Source organism: Mesobacillus sp. LC4, assembly GCF_053543455.1.
The window spans coordinates 338,936-357,889 of record NZ_JBGCUB010000002.1; the positions used below are offsets into that span (position 1 = coordinate 338,936).

At 36.2% G+C, this 18,954-nt stretch carries 19 protein-coding genes; all 19 read left to right on the forward strand.

Annotated features, from left to right (window positions below; genetic code table 11):
* Positions 1-272: 272 nt before the first annotated feature.
* Entirely contained in the window at positions 273-428 is a 156-nt protein-coding gene (locus AB5I83_RS08270) for a hypothetical protein (RefSeq protein WP_448974401.1), read from the forward strand.
* Between the two features lie 246 nt (positions 429-674).
* Positions 675-1,418, forward strand: coding sequence for a YveK family protein (locus tag AB5I83_RS08275; protein WP_448974403.1), 744 nt, complete (start codon positions 675-677; stop codon positions 1,416-1,418).
* Positions 1,411-2,109, forward strand: coding sequence for a CpsD/CapB family tyrosine-protein kinase (locus AB5I83_RS08280; protein WP_448974405.1), 699 nt, complete (start codon positions 1,411-1,413; stop codon positions 2,107-2,109). Before AB5I83_RS08275 ends, AB5I83_RS08280 begins: the two co-directional genes overlap by 8 nt.
* Before the next feature lie 113 nt (positions 2,110-2,222).
* Complete coding sequence (locus tag AB5I83_RS08285; RefSeq protein WP_448974407.1) at positions 2,223-2,987, forward strand: tyrosine-protein phosphatase; 765 nt, start codon at positions 2,223-2,225, stop codon at positions 2,985-2,987.
* A 297-nt stretch (positions 2,988-3,284) separates the two neighbouring features.
* Positions 3,285-5,105, forward strand: a complete 1,821-nt coding sequence (locus AB5I83_RS08290; RefSeq protein WP_448974409.1) for a polysaccharide biosynthesis protein — start codon at positions 3,285-3,287, stop codon at positions 5,103-5,105.
* Between the two features lie 176 nt (positions 5,106-5,281).
* On the forward strand, positions 5,282-6,163 hold the full coding sequence (gene galU, locus AB5I83_RS08295; RefSeq protein WP_448974411.1) for a UTP--glucose-1-phosphate uridylyltransferase GalU: 882 nt from the start codon (positions 5,282-5,284) through the stop codon (positions 6,161-6,163).
* A 121-nt stretch (positions 6,164-6,284) separates the two neighbouring features.
* A complete protein-coding gene (locus AB5I83_RS08300) occupies positions 6,285-6,647 on the forward strand; it encodes a pilus assembly FimT family protein (RefSeq protein ID WP_448974412.1) in 363 nt (120 codons plus the stop codon).
* 434 nt (positions 6,648-7,081) lie between these two features.
* Positions 7,082-7,762 (forward strand): PIG-L deacetylase family protein, encoded by a 681-nt coding sequence (locus AB5I83_RS08305; RefSeq protein WP_448974414.1) that lies wholly within the window; start codon positions 7,082-7,084, stop codon positions 7,760-7,762.
* A gap of 21 nt (positions 7,763-7,783) precedes the next feature.
* Positions 7,784-8,608, forward strand: a complete 825-nt coding sequence (locus AB5I83_RS08310) for a formyltransferase family protein (RefSeq protein ID WP_448974416.1) — start codon at positions 7,784-7,786, stop codon at positions 8,606-8,608.
* Complete coding sequence (locus AB5I83_RS08315; protein WP_448974418.1) at positions 8,608-9,267, forward strand: sugar transferase; 660 nt, start codon at positions 8,608-8,610, stop codon at positions 9,265-9,267. The genes AB5I83_RS08310 and AB5I83_RS08315 overlap by 1 nt, the downstream gene beginning before the upstream one ends.
* Positions 9,264-10,139, forward strand: a complete 876-nt coding sequence (locus AB5I83_RS08320; protein WP_448974419.1) for an NAD-dependent epimerase/dehydratase family protein — start codon at positions 9,264-9,266, stop codon at positions 10,137-10,139. The genes AB5I83_RS08315 and AB5I83_RS08320 overlap by 4 nt, the downstream gene beginning before the upstream one ends.
* Before the next feature lies 1 nt (position 10,140).
* Positions 10,141-11,376 carry a glycosyltransferase family 4 protein gene (locus AB5I83_RS08325; RefSeq protein ID WP_448974421.1) on the forward strand — a complete coding sequence of 412 codons (1,236 nt, stop codon included), beginning with the start codon at positions 10,141-10,143 and terminating at the stop codon, positions 11,374-11,376.
* Position 11,377: 1 nt separating this feature from the next.
* Positions 11,378-12,397 carry a polysaccharide biosynthesis protein gene (locus AB5I83_RS08330; protein ID WP_448974423.1) on the forward strand — a complete coding sequence of 340 codons (1,020 nt, stop codon included), beginning with the start codon at positions 11,378-11,380 and terminating at the stop codon, positions 12,395-12,397.
* Positions 12,397-13,506 (forward strand): capsular polysaccharide biosynthesis protein CapF, encoded by a 1,110-nt coding sequence (locus AB5I83_RS08335; protein ID WP_448975255.1) that lies wholly within the window; start codon positions 12,397-12,399, stop codon positions 13,504-13,506. The genes AB5I83_RS08330 and AB5I83_RS08335 overlap by 1 nt, the downstream gene beginning before the upstream one ends.
* A gap of 3 nt (positions 13,507-13,509) precedes the next feature.
* Positions 13,510-14,634, forward strand: coding sequence for a non-hydrolyzing UDP-N-acetylglucosamine 2-epimerase (gene wecB, locus AB5I83_RS08340; RefSeq protein ID WP_448974425.1), 1,125 nt, complete (start codon positions 13,510-13,512; stop codon positions 14,632-14,634).
* A 39-nt stretch (positions 14,635-14,673) separates the two neighbouring features.
* Positions 14,674-15,375, forward strand: coding sequence for a glycosyltransferase (locus AB5I83_RS08345; RefSeq protein ID WP_448974427.1), 702 nt, complete (start codon positions 14,674-14,676; stop codon positions 15,373-15,375).
* 23 nt (positions 15,376-15,398) lie between these two features.
* Positions 15,399-16,556 carry a glycosyltransferase family 4 protein gene (locus AB5I83_RS08350; protein WP_448974429.1) on the forward strand — a complete coding sequence of 386 codons (1,158 nt, stop codon included), beginning with the start codon at positions 15,399-15,401 and terminating at the stop codon, positions 16,554-16,556.
* 20 nt (positions 16,557-16,576) lie between these two features.
* Positions 16,577-17,674, forward strand: a complete 1,098-nt coding sequence (locus tag AB5I83_RS08355; protein WP_448974430.1) for a glycosyltransferase WbsX family protein — start codon at positions 16,577-16,579, stop codon at positions 17,672-17,674.
* A 16-nt stretch (positions 17,675-17,690) separates the two neighbouring features.
* Complete coding sequence (locus tag AB5I83_RS08360) at positions 17,691-18,737, forward strand: glycosyltransferase family 2 protein (RefSeq protein ID WP_448974432.1); 1,047 nt, start codon at positions 17,691-17,693, stop codon at positions 18,735-18,737.
* The last annotated feature ends 217 nt before the right edge of the window (positions 18,738-18,954 follow it).

Sequence of the window (18,954 nt, forward strand, 5' to 3'; positions counted from 1 at the left end):
GTGGTGCCTGTCACCACCCGAACTGTGGCACTACCCGGACCAGCCCGAACTTTAATTGGGCGCAGTAATGTTTAACTCTAGAGATCATTTCGTCATAGGATATATAGAATTTCCAATCCGGAGGGTTAAATGTTGAAATCATGGGTAAATAAAGATTCAAGTCATTAATAAACCTATAAGAACAATGAATATATATTTATATGGAAAAATATTTACAAATCTACCAATTTAGAATAGAATCGAATTTAGCGGAAAATATGGAGGTAACAAGGATGAATGTCGAATCACAAGGAAATCAGACAATTCAACAAGAGCAGATGTTCCATCTGATCAAAAAGACGTACGAGAGCGGCAACATGGAGAAAATGACAATCAGCGAGCTGATGGAGCAGCTGAAAATAGATTTGCAGGGCGTCCTTGCGAAATAAAAATGGCGGCGGAACATCCGATGCCATTTTTATTTTGTCTTTCTTTATTTGTCAAAATACAACTTCTAGTAATTTATGGTATATACAAAAAATACCTACAAAATTACATAAAATAGGTTTAAATTATAATAAGCAGGGAATATTGTAAAGTTTGTAAAAAAAATGACACATGGCCGCCAAAAATCGCCAATTTCTGTGCTATAATACTGTTTGGATTTTACTTTTCGAATATCGGAGGATTGTACGTTGGAAGAAACAATAAGTTTAAAAGAATTGCTGGATACACTAAAAAAACGTCTATGGCTAATCCTTTCAATCACGTTTGCGGCAGTGCTGGCTAGCGGGATTGTAAGCTACTTCTTTTTAACCCCGATCTATCAGGCTTCGACACAAATTCTAGTCAACCAAAAGCAGAGCGATCAAGCTGTCTATAACCCTAGTGTTGTTCAGACAAATCTTCAGTTGATCAATACATACAACGGAATTATTAAGAGCAATCGAATTCTCGACATTGTCATCAAGGATATGGATCTAAATATGACTGCTGAGCAGTTGAAAGGCAGCATCACAGTCGGAAGTGAATCAGAATCGCAAATTGTCAATATTTCAGTTCAAAATGCGGACAAAGAGCTGGCAGTGGATATTGCCAACACGATTGCGAAAGTGTTCAAGAAAGAAGTTGTCGAAATCATGAATGTCGACAATGTCAGCGTCCTAGCTGAAGCAACCGATGTTCAGACACAATCACCAATCAAGCCGAAACCGCCGCTTAACATCGCAATCGCATTGGTTGTCGGATTGATGGCAGGAGTAGGACTAGCTTTCCTTCTGGAGTATATGGACAATACGGTAAAAAGCGCGCAGGATATTGAAAAACAATTGGGGATGCCTGTTCTGGGCGTCATCTCTGTTATTGATGAAAACCAGATGGCAGCAAGAAAATTAAAACGGGATCAAAGGCAAATGGAGAGAGGTGAGAGCGGTGTTTAAGAAAAATACAAAAGCTTTGGGCAACTCGCAGCGCAGCCTCGTCACATTGCATGATCCTAAATCACCGATTTCAGAACAATACCGGACAATCCGGACGAATATCCAGTTCTCTGCTGTCGACGAAGAAATCAAGACGCTGATGGTCACTTCACCTGGTCCAGCGGAAGGTAAATCAACAACTGTCGCAAACCTGGCTGTCGTGTTCGCGCAGCAGGAAAAAAAGGTGCTGCTCGTCGACACGGATTTAAGGAAGCCAACGGTGCATTATACTTTTAACCTGAACAACACTTACGGACTATCTTCAATTCTATCAAAACAGCGGACACTGGCTGATGCGGTCAATAAAACAGATCAAAACAATTTGTCCATCCTGACAAGCGGCCCAATCCCGCCAAACCCGGCTGAGTTATTAGGTTCACATGCGATGGGGCAATTCCTCGAGGATGCCAAACAGGAATACGATGTAATCCTGTTCGATACACCGCCGGTGCTTGCGGTAACAGATGCACAGATCCTTGCCAACAAATGTGACGGTGCCTTGCTGGTTGTCTACTCCGGTAAGACAGAGATGGAAGAAGCGGCTAAGTCAAAAGAGTTGCTGACAGCAGCAAAAGGTAAGCTACTGGGAACAGTCCTCAACCATAAAAAGCTGCAAAGCTCAGACTATTATTATTACTATGGAAACAAATAACAGTCATTCGACAAGGATTCGACAAAATTCACCTGTTTACCCATAAGGGGTATAAATGGTAATATTAGAAAAGAACTATAAATGTGGCAAAATTTTGGAAGTGAGGGTGCGCAATGATAGATTTACATTGTCATATACTAGCAGGAATAGACGATGGCGCACAAACGATGGCAGAAAGCATCGAAATGGCGCGGGCTGCGGTTAATGAAGGAATCGACACGATCATTGCGACCCCTCACCATAAAAACGGACGCTATGAAAATAGTAAGCAAGACATCATCCAAAAGACGGATGAACTCAATGAAGTGTTGAAAGCGGAGAATATCCCTATGACCATACTCCCTGGCCAGGAACCAGCGATACATGGAGAACTGCTGAAGGGAATCACACTTGGGGAAGTTAGTACGCTGAACAACACACAATACATATTCATCGAGCTGCCGGCCGGCCATGTGCCGCGGTATACCGATAAGCTATTGTATGATCTGCAGATGGAAGGCAAAATCCCGGTCATCGTTCATCCGGAACGGAACCAGGAAATCATCGAGCGTCCGGAGATCCTTTATCAATTGATCAAGAATGGGGCTTTATCGCAAGTAACCGCCTCTAGTATTTGCGGAATATTCGGAAAAAAGATCAAGAGCTTCTCTGAGCAGCTGATCGAAGCCAATCTTGTGCATTTCATAGCTTCAGATGCACACAACACAAATAAACGTGGCTTCCGAATGGCGCACGCTTACGACAGTATCAATACCCTTTATGGTGTGGATATGATGTATTTCTTGAAAGAAAATGCCGAGTTGCTAATCAGTGATCAAAACGTATACAAAGAAGTGCCACAGCGCGTAAAAAAGAAAAAGTTCCTTGGACTCTTCTAATCTCAACTAGGTTCAATATACAACATTGTCAGGAAGAACTGACCGGCGATGCCTCCTACCCGTTACCCATGGAGGCACTCGATCATGCTGTGGGATGCTGGGAAAGCAGTCCTTAGACACGTGAGTTGTCGATAGCATGGTGTGAGGGCGGGTTAGATGCCCATTAATTATTATCAATAAACCTTATAAATATCTAATGAAAATCCATGTCATGACACGTGTGTTTTCATTAGATATTTATTTTATGACCAAAATTATTATTTAGAAATAGCAATTGAATGTAATAGGGGGATATGGATGAGCTACCACAAACGTTTATTATTACTAGCCGGCCTTGATTCACTGATCGTGTTTGCAGCAGTATACATCAGTTATATACCACTGCATCCATCAATTGAAACTTTAATCTTTGAAAATGTTTTTATGAGTGCAATCGTCCTCCTGCTTTGCCACCATGTGTTCGCCTCGATGTTCTTGCTTTACAACAAAGCGTGGGAGTACGCCAGTGTCGGTGAGTTGATCGGAATAACAAAGTCAGTAACTCTTTCAATCCTGATGCTGACCTTATACCAATACATAATGGACTACCATGTGTACGGCCGTGTGCTGTTCAGCGCATGGACACTGCTGATCCTGATGATTGGCGGCAGCCGCTTCTGGTGGCGAATTACTCGGGATAAGTTCCTGAAGCCCGATAAAAACATGACACAGGTACTGATTGTCGGTGCCGGACAAGCAGGCACGCTCGTAGCAAGACAATTGAAGAACAACCGCGAATTAGGATTGATGCCGGCAGCGTTCATTGATGACGATCCAAAGAAGTACAAGCTGCATATCCTTGGTATCCCGGTAGCAGGTACAAGTAAGGATATCGCCGCAGCAGTCGAAAAATACAAAATCGATAAAATCGTCATTGCGATTCCTTCTTTAGAAAAGGAAGAACTGACGAGAATTTTTGAAGAGTGTACAAAGACCAAAATCAAGCCGCAGATCATGCCAAAGATTGAAGATGTCATGCTTGGAAAAGTAGCCGTCAATAGCTTTCGCGATGTAGAAGTAGAAGACTTGTTAGGGCGTGAGCCGATCAAGTTGGATATCGAAGGAATTTCGGAGTATGTCTCTGGTAAAACTGTCCTCGTGACAGGAGCTGGTGGATCAATAGGGTCTGAGATTTGCCGACAGATTTGCAAGTTTGATCCAGGAAAATTAGTGCTTGTTGGACATGGAGAAAACAGCATTTATTCGATTGATATGGAACTAAGGAATAAGTACGGACAGCAAATTGAGATTGAGCCGGTCATCGGGGATGTACAAGACCGGGAGCGGATGTTCGAGATTATGGAAGAGCATGCTCCCGATGTTGTCTATCACGCAGCGGCTCATAAGCATGTACCGTTGATGGAATACAATCCTAGGGAAGCTGTTAAGAATAATGTGTTTGGGACTAAGAATGTTGCTGAGGCTGCGGACACATTTGGTGTTGGGACATTCGTTCTAGTCTCGACTGATAAAGCCGTGAATCCGACGAACGTAATGGGGTCGACAAAGCGGATTGCTGAGATGATAATTCAGAAGCTTGATCAGGAAAGTCAGACGAAGTTTGTCGCAGTACGGTTTGGGAATGTACTTGGCAGTCGGGGGAGTGTTATTCCACTCTTTAAAAAGCAAATCCAGGCAGGCGGACCGGTTACGGTTACCCATCCGGATATGACACGTTATTTTATGACCATTCCCGAGGCGTCAAGGTTGGTTATCCAAGCTGGGTCACTTGCTCGTGGAGGAGAAATCTTTGTGCTGGATATGGGTGAGCCGGTTAAGATTGTAGATCTTGCTAAAAATCTTATAACCCTTTCAGGTTATTCTACTGATGAAATTCCTATTCGTTTTTCTGGGCTGCGTCCTGGGGAGAAGATGTTTGAAGAATTATTGAATGAGAAGGAGATTCATCCTGAGCCAGTGTTTCCTAAGATTTTTATTGGGAAGGCTGTTTTGGAGCAGGAGGAGGAGGTTGAATATCTTCTTCAGCAGTTTGAGAGCTTTAATGCGGTTCAGCTTAAGGAGTATGTGATCAACTTGGCAAATCGTAAGAAGAACCGTGTGTTTTTGGTGGCGAAGTAGGTTAACGGTATAAACACTATATATAATAGAAGGAACTTGGTTTGGTTTTTTGTGGATTGATAGATTTTTCATATGAAAACCTTTCAGTATTCATTGGGGGATACTAAGTTAGAAGGTTTGCTTGTTACTTAGCAGAATTTCAGTTTTGAGATTAGGCGAAAAAGGAGGAGTTTTGATTGAAGAAGGTGCGGAAGGCGATAATCCCTGCTGCGGGATTAGGTACTAGGTTCTTGCCGGCTACTAAGGCGATGCCGAAGGAAATGCTGCCAATTGTTGATAAGCCGACTATCCAGTATATAGTAGAAGAGGCGATTGCTTCTGGTATTGAGGATATTATCATTGTTACTGGTAAGGGAAAGCGAGCGATCGAGGATCATTTTGATTTTGCCCATGAGCTTGAGCAGAATCTATTGGAAAAGGGTAAGTTGGATATCCTTGAAAGAGTCCGGTATTCTACTAATCTGGCGGATATTCATTATATCAGGCAAAAGGAGCCGAAGGGATTGGGGCATGCGGTTTGGTGTGCGCGTAACTTTATTGGGGACGAACCGTTTGCAGTGCTGCTAGGTGATGATATTGTGCAGAGTGAGACGCCGGGCCTTCGTCAGTTGATTGACCAGTATGAGCAGACGCATTCTTCTGTGATTGGTGTGCAAACAGTGGCGGATGAGGAGACACATCGTTATGGAATTGTTGAACCTTCGGTACAGAGTGGAAGAAGGTATCAGGTTGAGAATTTTGTAGAGAAGCCTGCACCTGGGACTGCGCCTTCTAATCTTGCGATTATGGGGAGATATATTCTTACTCCTGAGATTTTTATGTTCCTTGATCAGATGGAGACTGGTGCTGGTGGCGAGATTCAGTTGACGGATGCGATTCAGAAGCTGAATCAGATTCAGCGTGTGTTTGCTTATGATTTTGAGGGCCAGCGATATGATGTTGGTGAGAAGATTGGATTTGTGAAGACCACTGTGGAGTTTGCGCTTCAGAATGAAGAGTTGAGAGCTGATTTGCTTGCTTATCTTGATGAGGTTATGGCTAAGGAAAAAGTTAAATAACAAAACACTTTACCCGGGTTCATATTGAGTATGTCATGGACCTGGGGTGTTTTTTTGAGGTTTGGACTCCTGAGAATTTGCCTAATAAAAATAAGAGAATTCGGTGAGGGAGTGTGATAGTTTGTTTAATTCAAAAGGCTATACATTGGTAGAATTGTTAGCTGTTATTGTGATTATGGGGATATTGGTTGCGAGTGCTGTTCCTGTTTATGGTCATTTCATGGATGAGTATAAAGAAGATTTATGGGAGGTTAATCGGGTTGAGATGGCTAGGTTGTATGGGGAGTATTTGAATATTGAACAAGTTGAGCATAGTTCGGCTGTTTTTACTCAGTTTTCTCACTCTATGCTTGATGGGGATGTCTGTCCGGTTGGTGGAGAGCTTTATTATGTAGATGGCGAAGTTGAGTGTAGTGTGCATGGTGATCATGAAAGCGGAGATGGAGAGGAAGAAACTGATGGTGGTGGGGTTCCTTTTCTTTGAGAATTAGTAGGTGGACTGGCTCACTTTATTGGATGGATGAGGGTCTGGGGTAGAGATGTTCGTATTTATCAGGCCTTACGGCCCTTTAAAATGCAGCTAAGGAGGTGAAGGGGAACTGACTATCGAGCTTAGATAACCTGCTGAAATCCTTGCGGAATAAGGGTTTGAGGCGTTTTTAGTGAGTATTATAGATTGATTGAATGGTATATATAATAGGAAGAAACACGGTTTAGGGTGATAAATCCAAGAATATCTATTTCGTATTTGCTAGGTAGATTGAATAGATATTACGAGGTGGCTATCAGTAGTAGATAACAATTTTAGTGGTTTAGTAGTTGGTTGGAATGGAAGAATAACAGATTCTAATTAAGTCCTAATCTACTAAAAGTTATTAAAAGAAGAATGGATACTAAAAATTAAGCGAGGTAAATGATATGTCATATTTAGTTGTTATTGCACATCCAGATGATGAAGTTTTAGGAGCAGGAGCTACTATGTATAAATTAGCACAGGAAGGCCATTCCGTAAATGTCTGCATCCTTTCAGGTGATGTTAATGCTAGAAACTTCAGACCGAGCACGGAAGAGTTAAATGAAGATGTAAATAGTTCTATGAATATTCTAGGTGTTGATAGAGTCATTACAGGAGAATTTCCAAACATTGAATTCAACATGGCCCCACATTTAAAACTTGTACAGTTTATCGAAAATGCAATTATTGAAACTGGTGCGGATGTAATTTTCACACACCATCCAGCGGATTTAAATAACGATCACCTACACACTTCTCTGGCTTGCCAAGCAGCATCGAGGCTATTCCAACGAAGAAGTGATGTTAAACCTTTAAAAGAACTACTCTTCATGGAAGTTCCATCATCTACGGAATGGGGATTAAACAAAACGATGAATCAATTTTCACCTAACACCTTTATAGAAGTTGGTGAAAAGAGTGTTGATAAAAAGATAGAGGCTCTAGCTCAGTATCGTGGTGTAATGAGAGATTACCCTCATCCTAGAAGTAATGAGGCAATCAAAGGATTAGCAGCATACCGTGGTGGCCAAGCTGGAATGGTTTATGCTGAGGCCTTTGAAAGTGTATTTAGACGTGGATTCTAGATAAAGAGAGGATGAGATAAATTGAAGAAAAAAATAGCTTTTGCTACTTGTGTACAATTAGGTTTGAGCTGTATTGAAGAAATATATCGCATTGGTGGGAGTCTTGATTTACTCATCACTCTTAAAGATGAAAAAGCGAAGAATAAGTCTGGAAGAATTTATTTAGATGAGATTGCAAATGAACATAATGCACCCCTCTTGAAGATTGATAACATCAACGACCAAGAGGTTCTTAGTACTTTAAAAGAACACCAAATTGATTGGTTGTTTATTATTGGTTGGTCCCAAATAGCAAAGAAAGATGTTCTTGAAGCACCTACGTATGGTTGTATCGGAATGCATCCTACATTATTACCAGTCGGTAGAGGAAGAGCAGCAATACCGTGGGCAATTATTAAAGGTTTAAAAGAAACTGGTGTAACTATGTTTAAGTTGGATGAAGGTGTAGACACAGGAGATATTATTGGTCAAGGCGTTATTAAGCTAGATCAGAATACAACAGCAACAGAACTTTATCAAAAAGTGGACGATATGCACATTACCCTTATTGCAAAGTATTGGGACGAAATCGTTAATAACAATATTACACTTACAAAGCAAAACGATGCAGTTGCTACAGAATGGCCGGGAAGAAAGCCAGAAGATGGCGAGATATTAAATAGAATGACTATGGATGAAGTTGATAAGTTGGTGAGAGCTGTTACACATCCGTATCCAGGAGCTTTCTATAAAGATAGAGATAAAACAATGAGAATATGGTCAGCTAAAACGGATAAAAACGATGGTGGAATAAAACTTAGTGATGGGTATTTAATTCCTATTGATTATGAAGTTGAGGGATTGTAATGGAAGGTAAAAAGTTTCAAAGGTTTATAAAACGTTTAATTGATATTGCGGTTTCATTGATAGTACTTTTAGTATTTTTACCACTGTGGGTAATAGTATCTGTATTAATTAAGACCACTTCAAAAGGACCTGTATTTTTCTTGCAAGATCGACCGGGATTAAACAAACAAATCTTTAAAGTTTATAAATTTCGCACGATGAAACCGGGATCGGACAAAATGGTTAAGGGCCAAGAAGTAATGAAAGACGATGACCGGGTCACTGCAATTGGTAAGCTGCTTAGAAGAACGAAGATAGATGAAATTCCTCAAGTATTAAATGTATTGAAGGGTGAAATGAGTTTAGTTGGGCCAAGACCTGAAAGAATTGCATCCCTTGCAGACTATAATGATGAAATTTCAAAAAGACTTAACATGAGTCCGGGGATGACAGGATTAGCACAAGTGAGCGGTAACATCTACCTTTCCTTAGAAGATAGATACAAGTTTGATGTTTATTATGTTGAGAATTTTAGTGTGTGGCTAGATATAAAGATAATATTTAGAACTGTTGGCGTTGTTTTATTAGGAGAAGATAGATACATTAACAAGTGCTTAGTTGAAATTAACCCAGGAGCTAAAGAGGTAGCTGCTACTAAAGAGGAGACTGTTTCAAAATGAAAAAAGTACTTGTAACTGGTGTTAATAGTTATATAGGTACGTCTTTTAAAAAATGGGTTTCGCAATATCCGGTTAAATATTTAGTAGAAACAATTAGTTTGAGAGACGATGGCTGGAAAGAACACTCATTTAAAGATTATGATGTAGTGTTCCACACTGCAGCGATTGTTCATGTTAAAGAAAATAATACAGATCAGTATTTTAAAGTGAATAGGGATTTAACTTTAGATTTGGCTAAAAAAGCTAAAAAAGATGGAGTAAAACAATTCATACTTCTAAGTACAATGGGGGTTTATGGTACGGAGACAGGACACATAACAAATAATACTATTCCTGAACCAAAGACACCTTATGCAAAGTCAAAATATGAAGCTGAACAACTCCTTGAAGAACTAGGGGATCATGACTTTCAAATTGCAATCTTAAGGCCACCAATTGTATATGGAAGGGATTGCCCTGGGAACTATAGCAGACTTGCAACATTGGCTTTAAAAGCACCATTCTTTCCTAATATAGATAATGAGCGTAGCATGATCTATATTGATAATTTATCTGAATTTGTAAGATTAATAATTGATCACGAAGTTAGTGGTTTGTACTTTCCGCAAAATAAGGATTATGTAAATACGACCGAGTTAGTAAAAGTTATTGCAGAAGCTCATGGGAAAGCCTTAAAAGTTACAAGCATTTTCAATTGGGCTGTTTCAATAGTCCTTAAAAAGTCAGAGACAATCAGGAAGGTCTTTGGCTCTTTTTTTTATGATAAAGAGATGCCTGGTAGCCCAGGGACTTTGCTGAATAGTCAGAGTATAGATTACGAGACTGCATCATTTAAGGACACTATTATAAGTACTGAAGGTAGGGAGCAATGAAATGAATAAAAAGAAAGATATTTTATTTTTATGTCAGTATTTTTATCCTGAATATGTTTCTTCTGCTACACTACCTTTTGATACTGCAGAGGCTCTTAAGAAAGCTGGGTTTTCAGTCGGAGCGTTATCAGGTTATCCAAAAGAATATAGTTTAAATGATGAAGTACCGTTGAAAGAAACTTATAAGGGTATTGAGATAAGAAGGTTAAAATATATTCAACTTAAACGAAGTAACATTATTGGAAGGCTAATTAACTACTTTTCTTTCACTTTTTTTGTTGCTTTACGTATCAATGAGTTAAGAAAGTATAGGGTAGTAATTGTTTATTCTAATCCACCAGTATTACCATTAGTTGCAGCACTAGCTTCAAAATTTTTTAACACTAAAGTTATTTTCGTAAGCTATGATATTTATCCTGAGATGGCTCATATAACAAATAGTATTTCAGAAGATAGCATTATAAGCAAAATGATGAAAATAGTTAATAAGAGTGTTTTCAAACATGTAAATAAAGTAGTAGCTTTATCGAATGAGATGAAAGCATATCTACTTAACCATAGATCAAAGTTATCTGAAGAACAGGTTGAAGTAATTCCTAATTGGTATGAAGATAAAGGAATAATTGAAGATAAAGATGCATCAAAAAATAAATTATTTCGTTCGATAAAAGAAGATGACAACCTTATAGTCTCCTATTTTGGAAACATGGGAATATGTCAGGATCTTGATACGCTAGTCGATGCAATTCGTCAATTCAAAGATGATAGTAAAGTTCAATTTGTATTTGCTGGACATGGAAATAAAATGGATACATTAAAAAAAATAGTAGAAAAAGAAAAACTAGATAATGTAAATATTTTTGATTTTTTACATGGTCAAGACTTCCAGGATGCACTTAATATCAGTGATTGTTTCATCGTAAGTTTAGCTGAAGGTTTAACTGGGCTAGCTGTACCAAGTAAAACCTACAGTTACATGATGGCAAGCAAACCTGTAATTGCCATTATGGGAGAAGAATCTGATATAGCTAAGGATTTAACAGAAAATAATGCAGGCTATGCAATGGAAGTTGGAGAAAGTTTAAAATTGGTAAATTCAATTAAAGAACTTCGTGATGATAAAGAGAAATGTAGAAATATGGGCGAGAATTGCAGGAGTGTTTTCCTTAAAAAGTACACTAAAGAACAGTGTACTCAACAATATGTGAATATGATGCAGAAAATACTGGAGGATTAATATGTTTAAAGACAAGACTTTGCTAATAACTGGTGGTACAGGTTCGTTTGGGAATGCTGTTATGAAGAGGTTTTTGGATTCAAATATAAAAGAGATTCGAATTTTTTCACGTGATGAGAAGAAACAAGATGATATGCGAAAACAATATAAAAACGACAAACTAAAATTCTACTTGGGTGATGTAAGAGATCTGGCTAGTGTAAAAAATGCTATGCATGGCGTTGATTACATTTTCCATGCAGCAGCACTAAAACAAGTCCCATCTTGTGAGTTCTTCCCACTAGAAGCTGTGAAAACAAATGTTTTAGGAACAGAGAATGTACTTACTGCAGCTACGGAATATGGTGTGGAAAAAGTTATTTGTTTGTCTACAGATAAAGCTGCATACCCTATTAATGCAATGGGGATCTCTAAGGCAATGATGGAAAAGGTGTTCGTAGCAAAGGCAAAGACAGTAGACCCAGATAGAACGTTGATCTGTGGTACACGTTATGGAAATGTAATGGCTTCAAGAGGATCTGTAATTCCTCTATTTATCGAACAAATAAAAAGTGGACAACCATTAACGGTAACCGACCCAAATATGACAAGGTTTCTAATGAGTCTTGAGGATGCCGTTGAACTTGTAGTCTTTGCTTTCGAAAATGCTGAAGCTGGAGATATCATGGTTCAAAAATCACCTGCGTCTACAATTGCTGATTTGGCACAAGCAATTAAGGAATTGTTTAATGCTGATAATGAAATAAAAATTATTGGTACTCGTCATGGCGAAAAGCTATATGAAACACTCCTTACAAGAGAGGAACATGTTGTAGCACAAGACATGGGTGGCTTTTATAGAGTACCTGCTGATACACGAGATCTTAACTATGATAAATATTTTGTCGAAGGTGACCAAAAGTTATCAACGGAAGAAGAGTACAACTCTCATAATACAGAAAGGTTAAATATCGAGCAGATTAAAGATAAATTGTTAATGCTTGATTACGTTCGAGAGGAATTGAAAGGTTGGAATCAATGATGAAAATCCTAGTTACAGGTGCAAAGGGGTTTGTTGGTAAAAATCTGATAGCTGAATTAAGAAATAGAAATTTTACTGATATATTAGAGTGTAGTAGAAAAACTGACCAAACTTTACTAGATAAATATTGTAAAGAAGCTGAGTTTGTGTTTCACCTTGCTGGTGTTAATCGTCCTAAGGACCAGTCTGAATTCATGGATGGTAATTATGGATTTACTTCAACACTTCTAGAAACGCTGAAAAAGCACCAAAATACATGTCCAATATTGACTTCTTCTTCCATTCAAGCTGAACTTGATAACCCATATGGTATAAGTAAAAAAGCAGGGGAAGACTTGCTTTTTGAATATAGTAAAGAAACTGGTGCAAAAGTACTTGTCTATCGTTTACCAAATGTTTTTGGGAAATGGTGTAAACCAAATTACAATAGTGTAGTAGCAACATTTTGTCATAACGTAGCACAAGGTTTACCGATTAATGTGAATGATCCTACTGTAGTGATGAACTTAGTTTATATAGATGATGTATTAGGTGAATTTATCAATGCTTTAAATGGTAAAGAAAACATAATGGGAGATTTTTGTGAAGTTCCAATTGTTCATACGACTGCTCTTGGTGAAATAGTTGAATTGATATATTCATTTAAGAAAAGTCGTGAAGAACGTGCTATTCCAAATATGTCTCAACCATTTATTAAAAAATTATATAGTACTTACTTGAGCTATTTGCCGGAAGACCAGTTTAGTTATGGTCTTAAGATGAATACTGACAACAGAGGCTCTTTTACAGAGTTTATTAAGACTCCTGAAAGAGGACAAGTTTCTGTTAATATTTCTAAACCTGGTATAACTAAAGGGAACCATTGGCACCACACAAAGAATGAAAAGTTTCTTGTGGTAAGTGGTAAAGGAGTTATCCGCTTTAGAAAAATTGACTCAGATGAAATCGTTGAATACTTTGTTAGTGGTGACAAAATGGAAGTAGTTGATATACCTACTGGCTACACGCATAATATTGAAAACTTAGGCGATACAGATATGGTCACTGTTATGTGGGCAAATGAGTACTTTGATCCAGAAAAGCCAGACACATACTACTTGGAGGTATAATTAATGAAAAAGTTAAAAGTAATGACAGTCGTAGGGACTAGACCAGAGATCATCAGGCTGTCGGCAGTTATTAATAAATTAGAAGAATCAACTGCAATTGATCATACACTTGTTCACACAGGACAAAACTATGATTATGAACTAAATGAAGTGTTCTTTAATGATTTTAATTTAAAAAAACCAGATTATTTTCTTAATGCAGCTACAGGAACTGCAGTAGAAACGATAGGAAATATTCTAGTTAAGATTGATCCAATTATGGAGGAAGTAAAACCGGATGCCTTTTTAGTTCTTGGAGATACAAATAGTTGTTTATGTGCCATTGCAGCAAAAAGAAGACATATTCCGATATTCCATATGGAAGCTGGAAATAGATGCTTTGATCAAAGGGTACCAGAAGAAACCAATAGAAAAATTGTTGACCATACTGCTGATATAAATTTAACTTATAGCGACATTGCAAGAGAATATTTATTAAGAGAAGGATTGCCTGCTGATAGAATTATTAAAACAGGAAGCCCGATGTTTGAAGTTCTTAATTCAAGAAAGAAAGATATAGAGAAATCAGATGTACTTGAAAAACTGGAGCTTAAAGAAGGAGAATATTTTGTAATATCAGCTCATAGAGAAGAGAATATAAATTCTGAAACTAATTTTCAAGATTTAGTAGATAGTCTTAATGCATTAGCTGATAAATATAATTTACCTATCATAGTGAGTACACATCCTAGGACAAAAAATATGATTGAGGCTAAAGGAATAGAGTTTAATCCGTTAGTTAAAACAATGAAACCTTTAGGATTTAATGATTATGTAAAACTTCAACTTAAAGCCAAAGCCGTTCTTAGCGATAGTGGAACAATTAGTGAGGAATCCTCGATTCTGGGGTTTAGAGCTCTTAATATTAGACAAGCTCATGAAAGGCCAGAAGCAATGGAAGAGGCATCGGTTATGATGGTAGGTCTTAAGAAGGAAAGAGTGTTACAAGGACTAGAAATTTTAGAAACACAAGAACAAGGTATATTAAGGCTTGTTAATGATTATAGTATGCCTAATGTTTCAGATAAAGTAGTTAGAATCATATTATCATATACAGATTATGTAAATAGAGTTGTTTGGAATAAGTAGAAATATAATATTTAATAAATTCTGATAGTTGGTGAGGGTATGAACATATCAGTAGCAATGGCCACTTATAATGGTGAAAAGTTTATATTAGATCAGGTAAATTCAATAATTAAACAGCTGAATTCAAATGACGAAATAATAATTTGCGATGATGGTTCTGTAGATAATACAGTTAAAATTATAGAGGATCTAATGCGTACTGAAAAAAGGATAAAATTGTTTAGAAATCAACATAAAGGTGTTGTAAAGAATTTTGAAGATGCAATAAGACAATGTAATAATGAGATTATTTTTCTTTCCGATCAGGATGATATCTGGGAGGAACCGAAAGTAAGGATAATTAGGAATATTTTTGAACATAGTGACAAATTGTTAATTCTTCATAATGCAATTGATTTTTCAGAAGAGCAATCAAATTTAAAAAAGGAATTAATTCCTGACATGTACCATGGGGTTTATAGGAATATATATAAAAGTTGTTATTGGGGCTGTTGTATGGCTTTTAAAAGGGAACTTGTTAATTATATACTTCCATTCCCAGAAAATCTTGTCTCTCATGACCAGTGGATTGGAATAATTGCAGAATCAAGCCAGGACAGCGAGTTTGTTAATGAACCATTGATAAAACATCGTAGGCATAGTAGTAATGTTACTAAGAATTTGTCACTAAATAAAAAAATTCAGTTTAGACTCAATTTACTTTTAAGATATCTTAAATACAAATATAAACTGATACATTAATTTAATGAAATGAGTTGAAAGAAGTGAAAGTTTCTCATGTATGCCTTTGCGGACCTGTTACTGATAACTGGTCATATCAAGATAACTTATTAACAAAGTATCATAAGAAGTTGGGGTTTGATGTTAGTATTATCACATCTAAGTATGTTTGGAATAATTCAGGTGAAATTGTAATTGATGAACGTGATGAGTATATTAATGAAAATGGAATTAAAACAATAAGGATTGACTCAGTTTATAATACAAATATAAATTCTAAATTTAAAAAATATAAAGATTTATATAAAACAATTGCGAAAGAAAATCCAGACATACTTTTCGTTCATGGTGTTCAATTTATCGATTTAAAATATGTAACTAAGTATGCGAAAGAGAACCCGAATGTGAGAATATATGTAGATAACCATGCTGATTTTTCAAATAGTGCCACGAATTGGTTATCTAAAAACATTTTGCATAAAGTTATTTGGAAACATTTCGCTCAACAAATAGAACCATACGTTGAGAAGTTTTATGGTGTATTACCAGCAAGAGCGGATTTCTTAAAAAACATTTATAAAATTCCAGAAAGAAAAGTTGAATTGTTGGTCATGGGAGCAGACGATGATAAGGTTAAAGAAGCTAAAGATGAAAATGTAATAAAAGAAGTAAGAGAAAAATATAACATTGAATCAAACGATTTTTTAATTATAACAGGTGGTAAAATTGATAATGCAAAAAAGCAAACTTTAGATTTAATGAAAGCTGTTAAGCAAATTGAAAATAAAAATGTAAAACTTTTAGTATTTGGATCCGTCATTAATGAATTGAAAAATGAAGTGAATTGTTTAGCAGATGGCAATAGAATCCAATATATTGGTTGGGTAGAACCGGATGAGAGTTATAAGTATTTTGCAGCTTCTGACTTAGTAGTTTTTCCGGGAAGGCACTCAGTTTTTTGGGAACAAGTTGTAGGCTTAGGAAAACCCATGATTGTGAAGTATTGGAAAGGTACAACGCACGTTGATTTAGGTGGAAACGTTGAGTTTCTATATGATGATTCAATTGAAGAAATAGGTACTAAAATTAATAACTTAGTTAATGATAAGTTGAAATTTAGTAATATGCAAGAAGTTGCTAATAAGCAAGGAATAGAATACTTTACTTATAGTAAAATTGCAAAGAAATCTATTAGTGAATGAAAAAGCTGTATTTTGGGAGGATGAAAGATTATATGAAAGCAAGATTTATTGCAATTTATTTGCCACAATATCATCCAATACCAGAGAATGATAAATGGTATGGTCCAGGATTTACAGAATGGACGAATGTTGCAAAAGCTAAACCATTATTTAGAGGACATTATCAACCGCATATCCCAGCAGATTTAGGTTTTTATGATTTGCGATTAAGAGAAACGAGAGTAGCTCAAGTTGAATTAGCAAAAGAGTATGGAATAGAAGGTTTTTGTTACTGGCATTATTGGTTTGGAAATGGTAAACGTCTTTTAGATATGCCATTTAATGAAGTTGTAAAGGATAAAGAACTAGATTTTCCATTTTGTCTTGCATGGGCTAATCATTCTTGGGAAAAGAAAATGTGGGATAATCAAAAAAATAATGAGCTAATTGTTAAACAAAATTACAATGGGGAACAAGACTATAGAGAACATTTTGAAGCTTTATTGCCTGCATTTAAAGATAAGAGGTATATAACAGTAGACGATAAATTACTTTTCTTTATATACAATCCGTTTGGTTCTGATGAGATCCCTAAAATGATGAAACTTTGGAATGAACTAGCACTTGAAAACGGATTAAAGGGATTTTACTTTGTTGGGAAAACATTTTTTAATGAGAAAAAGGAGCAATTACTTACACTTGGTTTTGATAGTGTATATAACGAAACAATGTTGAGTATACATCATAATTTAAGTTTAGCTCAAAAGGTTAAATTAATGATAAAGAGAAAAGTATTTAAAATGCCTACGGTATTCCCTTATAAACAAGCATCAAAATTGTTAGTAACTGATGATGCTTATTCAGATTCGACCATACCTGTTATTGTACCGAATTGGGACCACTCTCCGAGATCAGGGTCTAATGGATTTATTTTCACTGATTCGGAACCAAAATATTTTAAAGAAGTTGTAAAAGATGCTATAAATAGTGTTGAAAAAAAACCAGATGATAAAAAGATTGTGTTGATAAAATCATGGAATGAGTGGGGCGAAGGGAATCATTTAGAACCTGATTTAAAATATGGTACTGGATACTTAGAAGCAATCAGAGAAGCTGTTAATGAGAAAAAAAATAGTTAAAAAGGGGTAGGTGGTTATGGGAAAATTAAATAATACCCCACTAGTGTCGGTTGTAGTCCCTGTTTTTAATGCCGAACAATATTTGGGAAAAACATTAGAATGTATATCTAACCAAACTTACGAAAATTATGAATTTCTATTTGTTGATGATCATTCAACGGATAGTTCAGCAGATGTTTTAAAAATAGCTTCTAAAAAAAATAATAGAATAAAATTTATTGAACGTGATAGATTACCAAAAGGGGCTCCCACTTGTCGCAATATTGGTTTATCTAAAGCGAAAGGAAAATATATAATTTATATAGATTGTGATGATATATTTTCAAAGACATTCTTGGAAGACAGAGTGAACTTCATGGAAGCTCATACTTATTGTGATTATGCTACTTTTCGTGGGAGTACGGTAATTCAAAACGAAAATCAATTCAAATATGGTGGGAAAATATGGGGAGAACCAGTTTCAAATGATACATTATGGGACTTTTTATCTGTCAATTACCCATTTTCAATTTGGAATAATATATATCGGTTAGATATATTTAGGGATGTTTTATGGGATGAAAAGCTAAAAGTTTACCAAGATTTCGACTTTGCTGTTATGGTGATCTTAAAAAATTATAAGCATGAGTTTGTGCATAACAGTAAGTTTGATTATTATTATAGGATCGGACTTAAAAATAATTTAAGTGCAGAATTTATTTCGGAAGGTAAATTTGAATCTACCAAATATTTATTTAATAAAATTTGGCTTCAAATTTCAAACTTGTCAGATAGTGATAAATATAAGAAAGCATTCACTAAATTTTTTATATTACAGTATACCAGGTTGTTGCATAATGGTACGGGAGTTCAACAGAGAGATTATTTGAAATTTTGTGAAAAACATTTAAACAAAATCATATTAAAGAAAATGAAGGTTACTCTCAAAATGTATACTGTATTTTCAAATGTTAGTAATAATAAGCAGTTAATTGCAAAGTTAATAATTGCATTGTTTTATTATCCTAAAAACATTGCTTCTTCAGTTTTAAATAAGGTTATTGTTAATAAGAAAAGTGGGTAAATGAGACTGGGTAAATGTGATAATCTGAATAAAATCACTACTCGCGAATTTTTTATTTTATTAACACTTTCTTTTATTTAAGCGAAACTTATAGTTTTTAGTTTTTATGAATGATTAACCTAGTGATCTAAAATTAGAACATTTTAGAACTAAAACGTTCGAGGCAAAAAATTTCCTCTTCATTTGACCATAATATAGTTGCGTGAAGTGAAGGCAT

Bases quoted from the DNA above. Each gene is read 5' to 3' on its own strand.
- AB5I83_RS08345 (WP_448974427.1), top strand. From the start codon at position 14,674: ATGAACATATCAGTAGCAATGGCCACTTATAATGGTGAAAAGTTTATA.
- AB5I83_RS08330 (WP_448974423.1), top strand. From the start codon at position 11,378: ATGTTTAAAGACAAGACTTTGCTAATAACTGGTGGTACAGGTTCGTTT.
- AB5I83_RS08360 (WP_448974432.1), top strand. From the start codon at position 17,691: ATGGGAAAATTAAATAATACCCCACTAGTGTCGGTTGTAGTCCCTGTT.
- AB5I83_RS08320 (WP_448974419.1), top strand. From the start codon at position 9,264: ATGAAAAAAGTACTTGTAACTGGTGTTAATAGTTATATAGGTACGTCT.
- AB5I83_RS08335 (WP_448975255.1), top strand. From the start codon at position 12,397: ATGAAAATCCTAGTTACAGGTGCAAAGGGGTTTGTTGGTAAAAATCTG.
- AB5I83_RS08355 (WP_448974430.1), top strand. From the start codon at position 16,577: ATGAAAGATTATATGAAAGCAAGATTTATTGCAATTTATTTGCCACAA.
- AB5I83_RS08305 (WP_448974414.1), top strand. From the start codon at position 7,082: ATGTCATATTTAGTTGTTATTGCACATCCAGATGATGAAGTTTTAGGA.
- wecB (WP_448974425.1), top strand. From the start codon at position 13,510: ATGAAAAAGTTAAAAGTAATGACAGTCGTAGGGACTAGACCAGAGATC.
- AB5I83_RS08325 (WP_448974421.1), top strand. From the start codon at position 10,141: ATGAATAAAAAGAAAGATATTTTATTTTTATGTCAGTATTTTTATCCT.
- AB5I83_RS08290 (WP_448974409.1), top strand. From the start codon at position 3,285: ATGAGCTACCACAAACGTTTATTATTACTAGCCGGCCTTGATTCACTG.
- AB5I83_RS08270 (WP_448974401.1), top strand. From the start codon at position 273: ATGAATGTCGAATCACAAGGAAATCAGACAATTCAACAAGAGCAGATG.
- AB5I83_RS08285 (WP_448974407.1), top strand. From the start codon at position 2,223: ATGATAGATTTACATTGTCATATACTAGCAGGAATAGACGATGGCGCA.
- AB5I83_RS08315 (WP_448974418.1), top strand. From the start codon at position 8,608: ATGGAAGGTAAAAAGTTTCAAAGGTTTATAAAACGTTTAATTGATATT.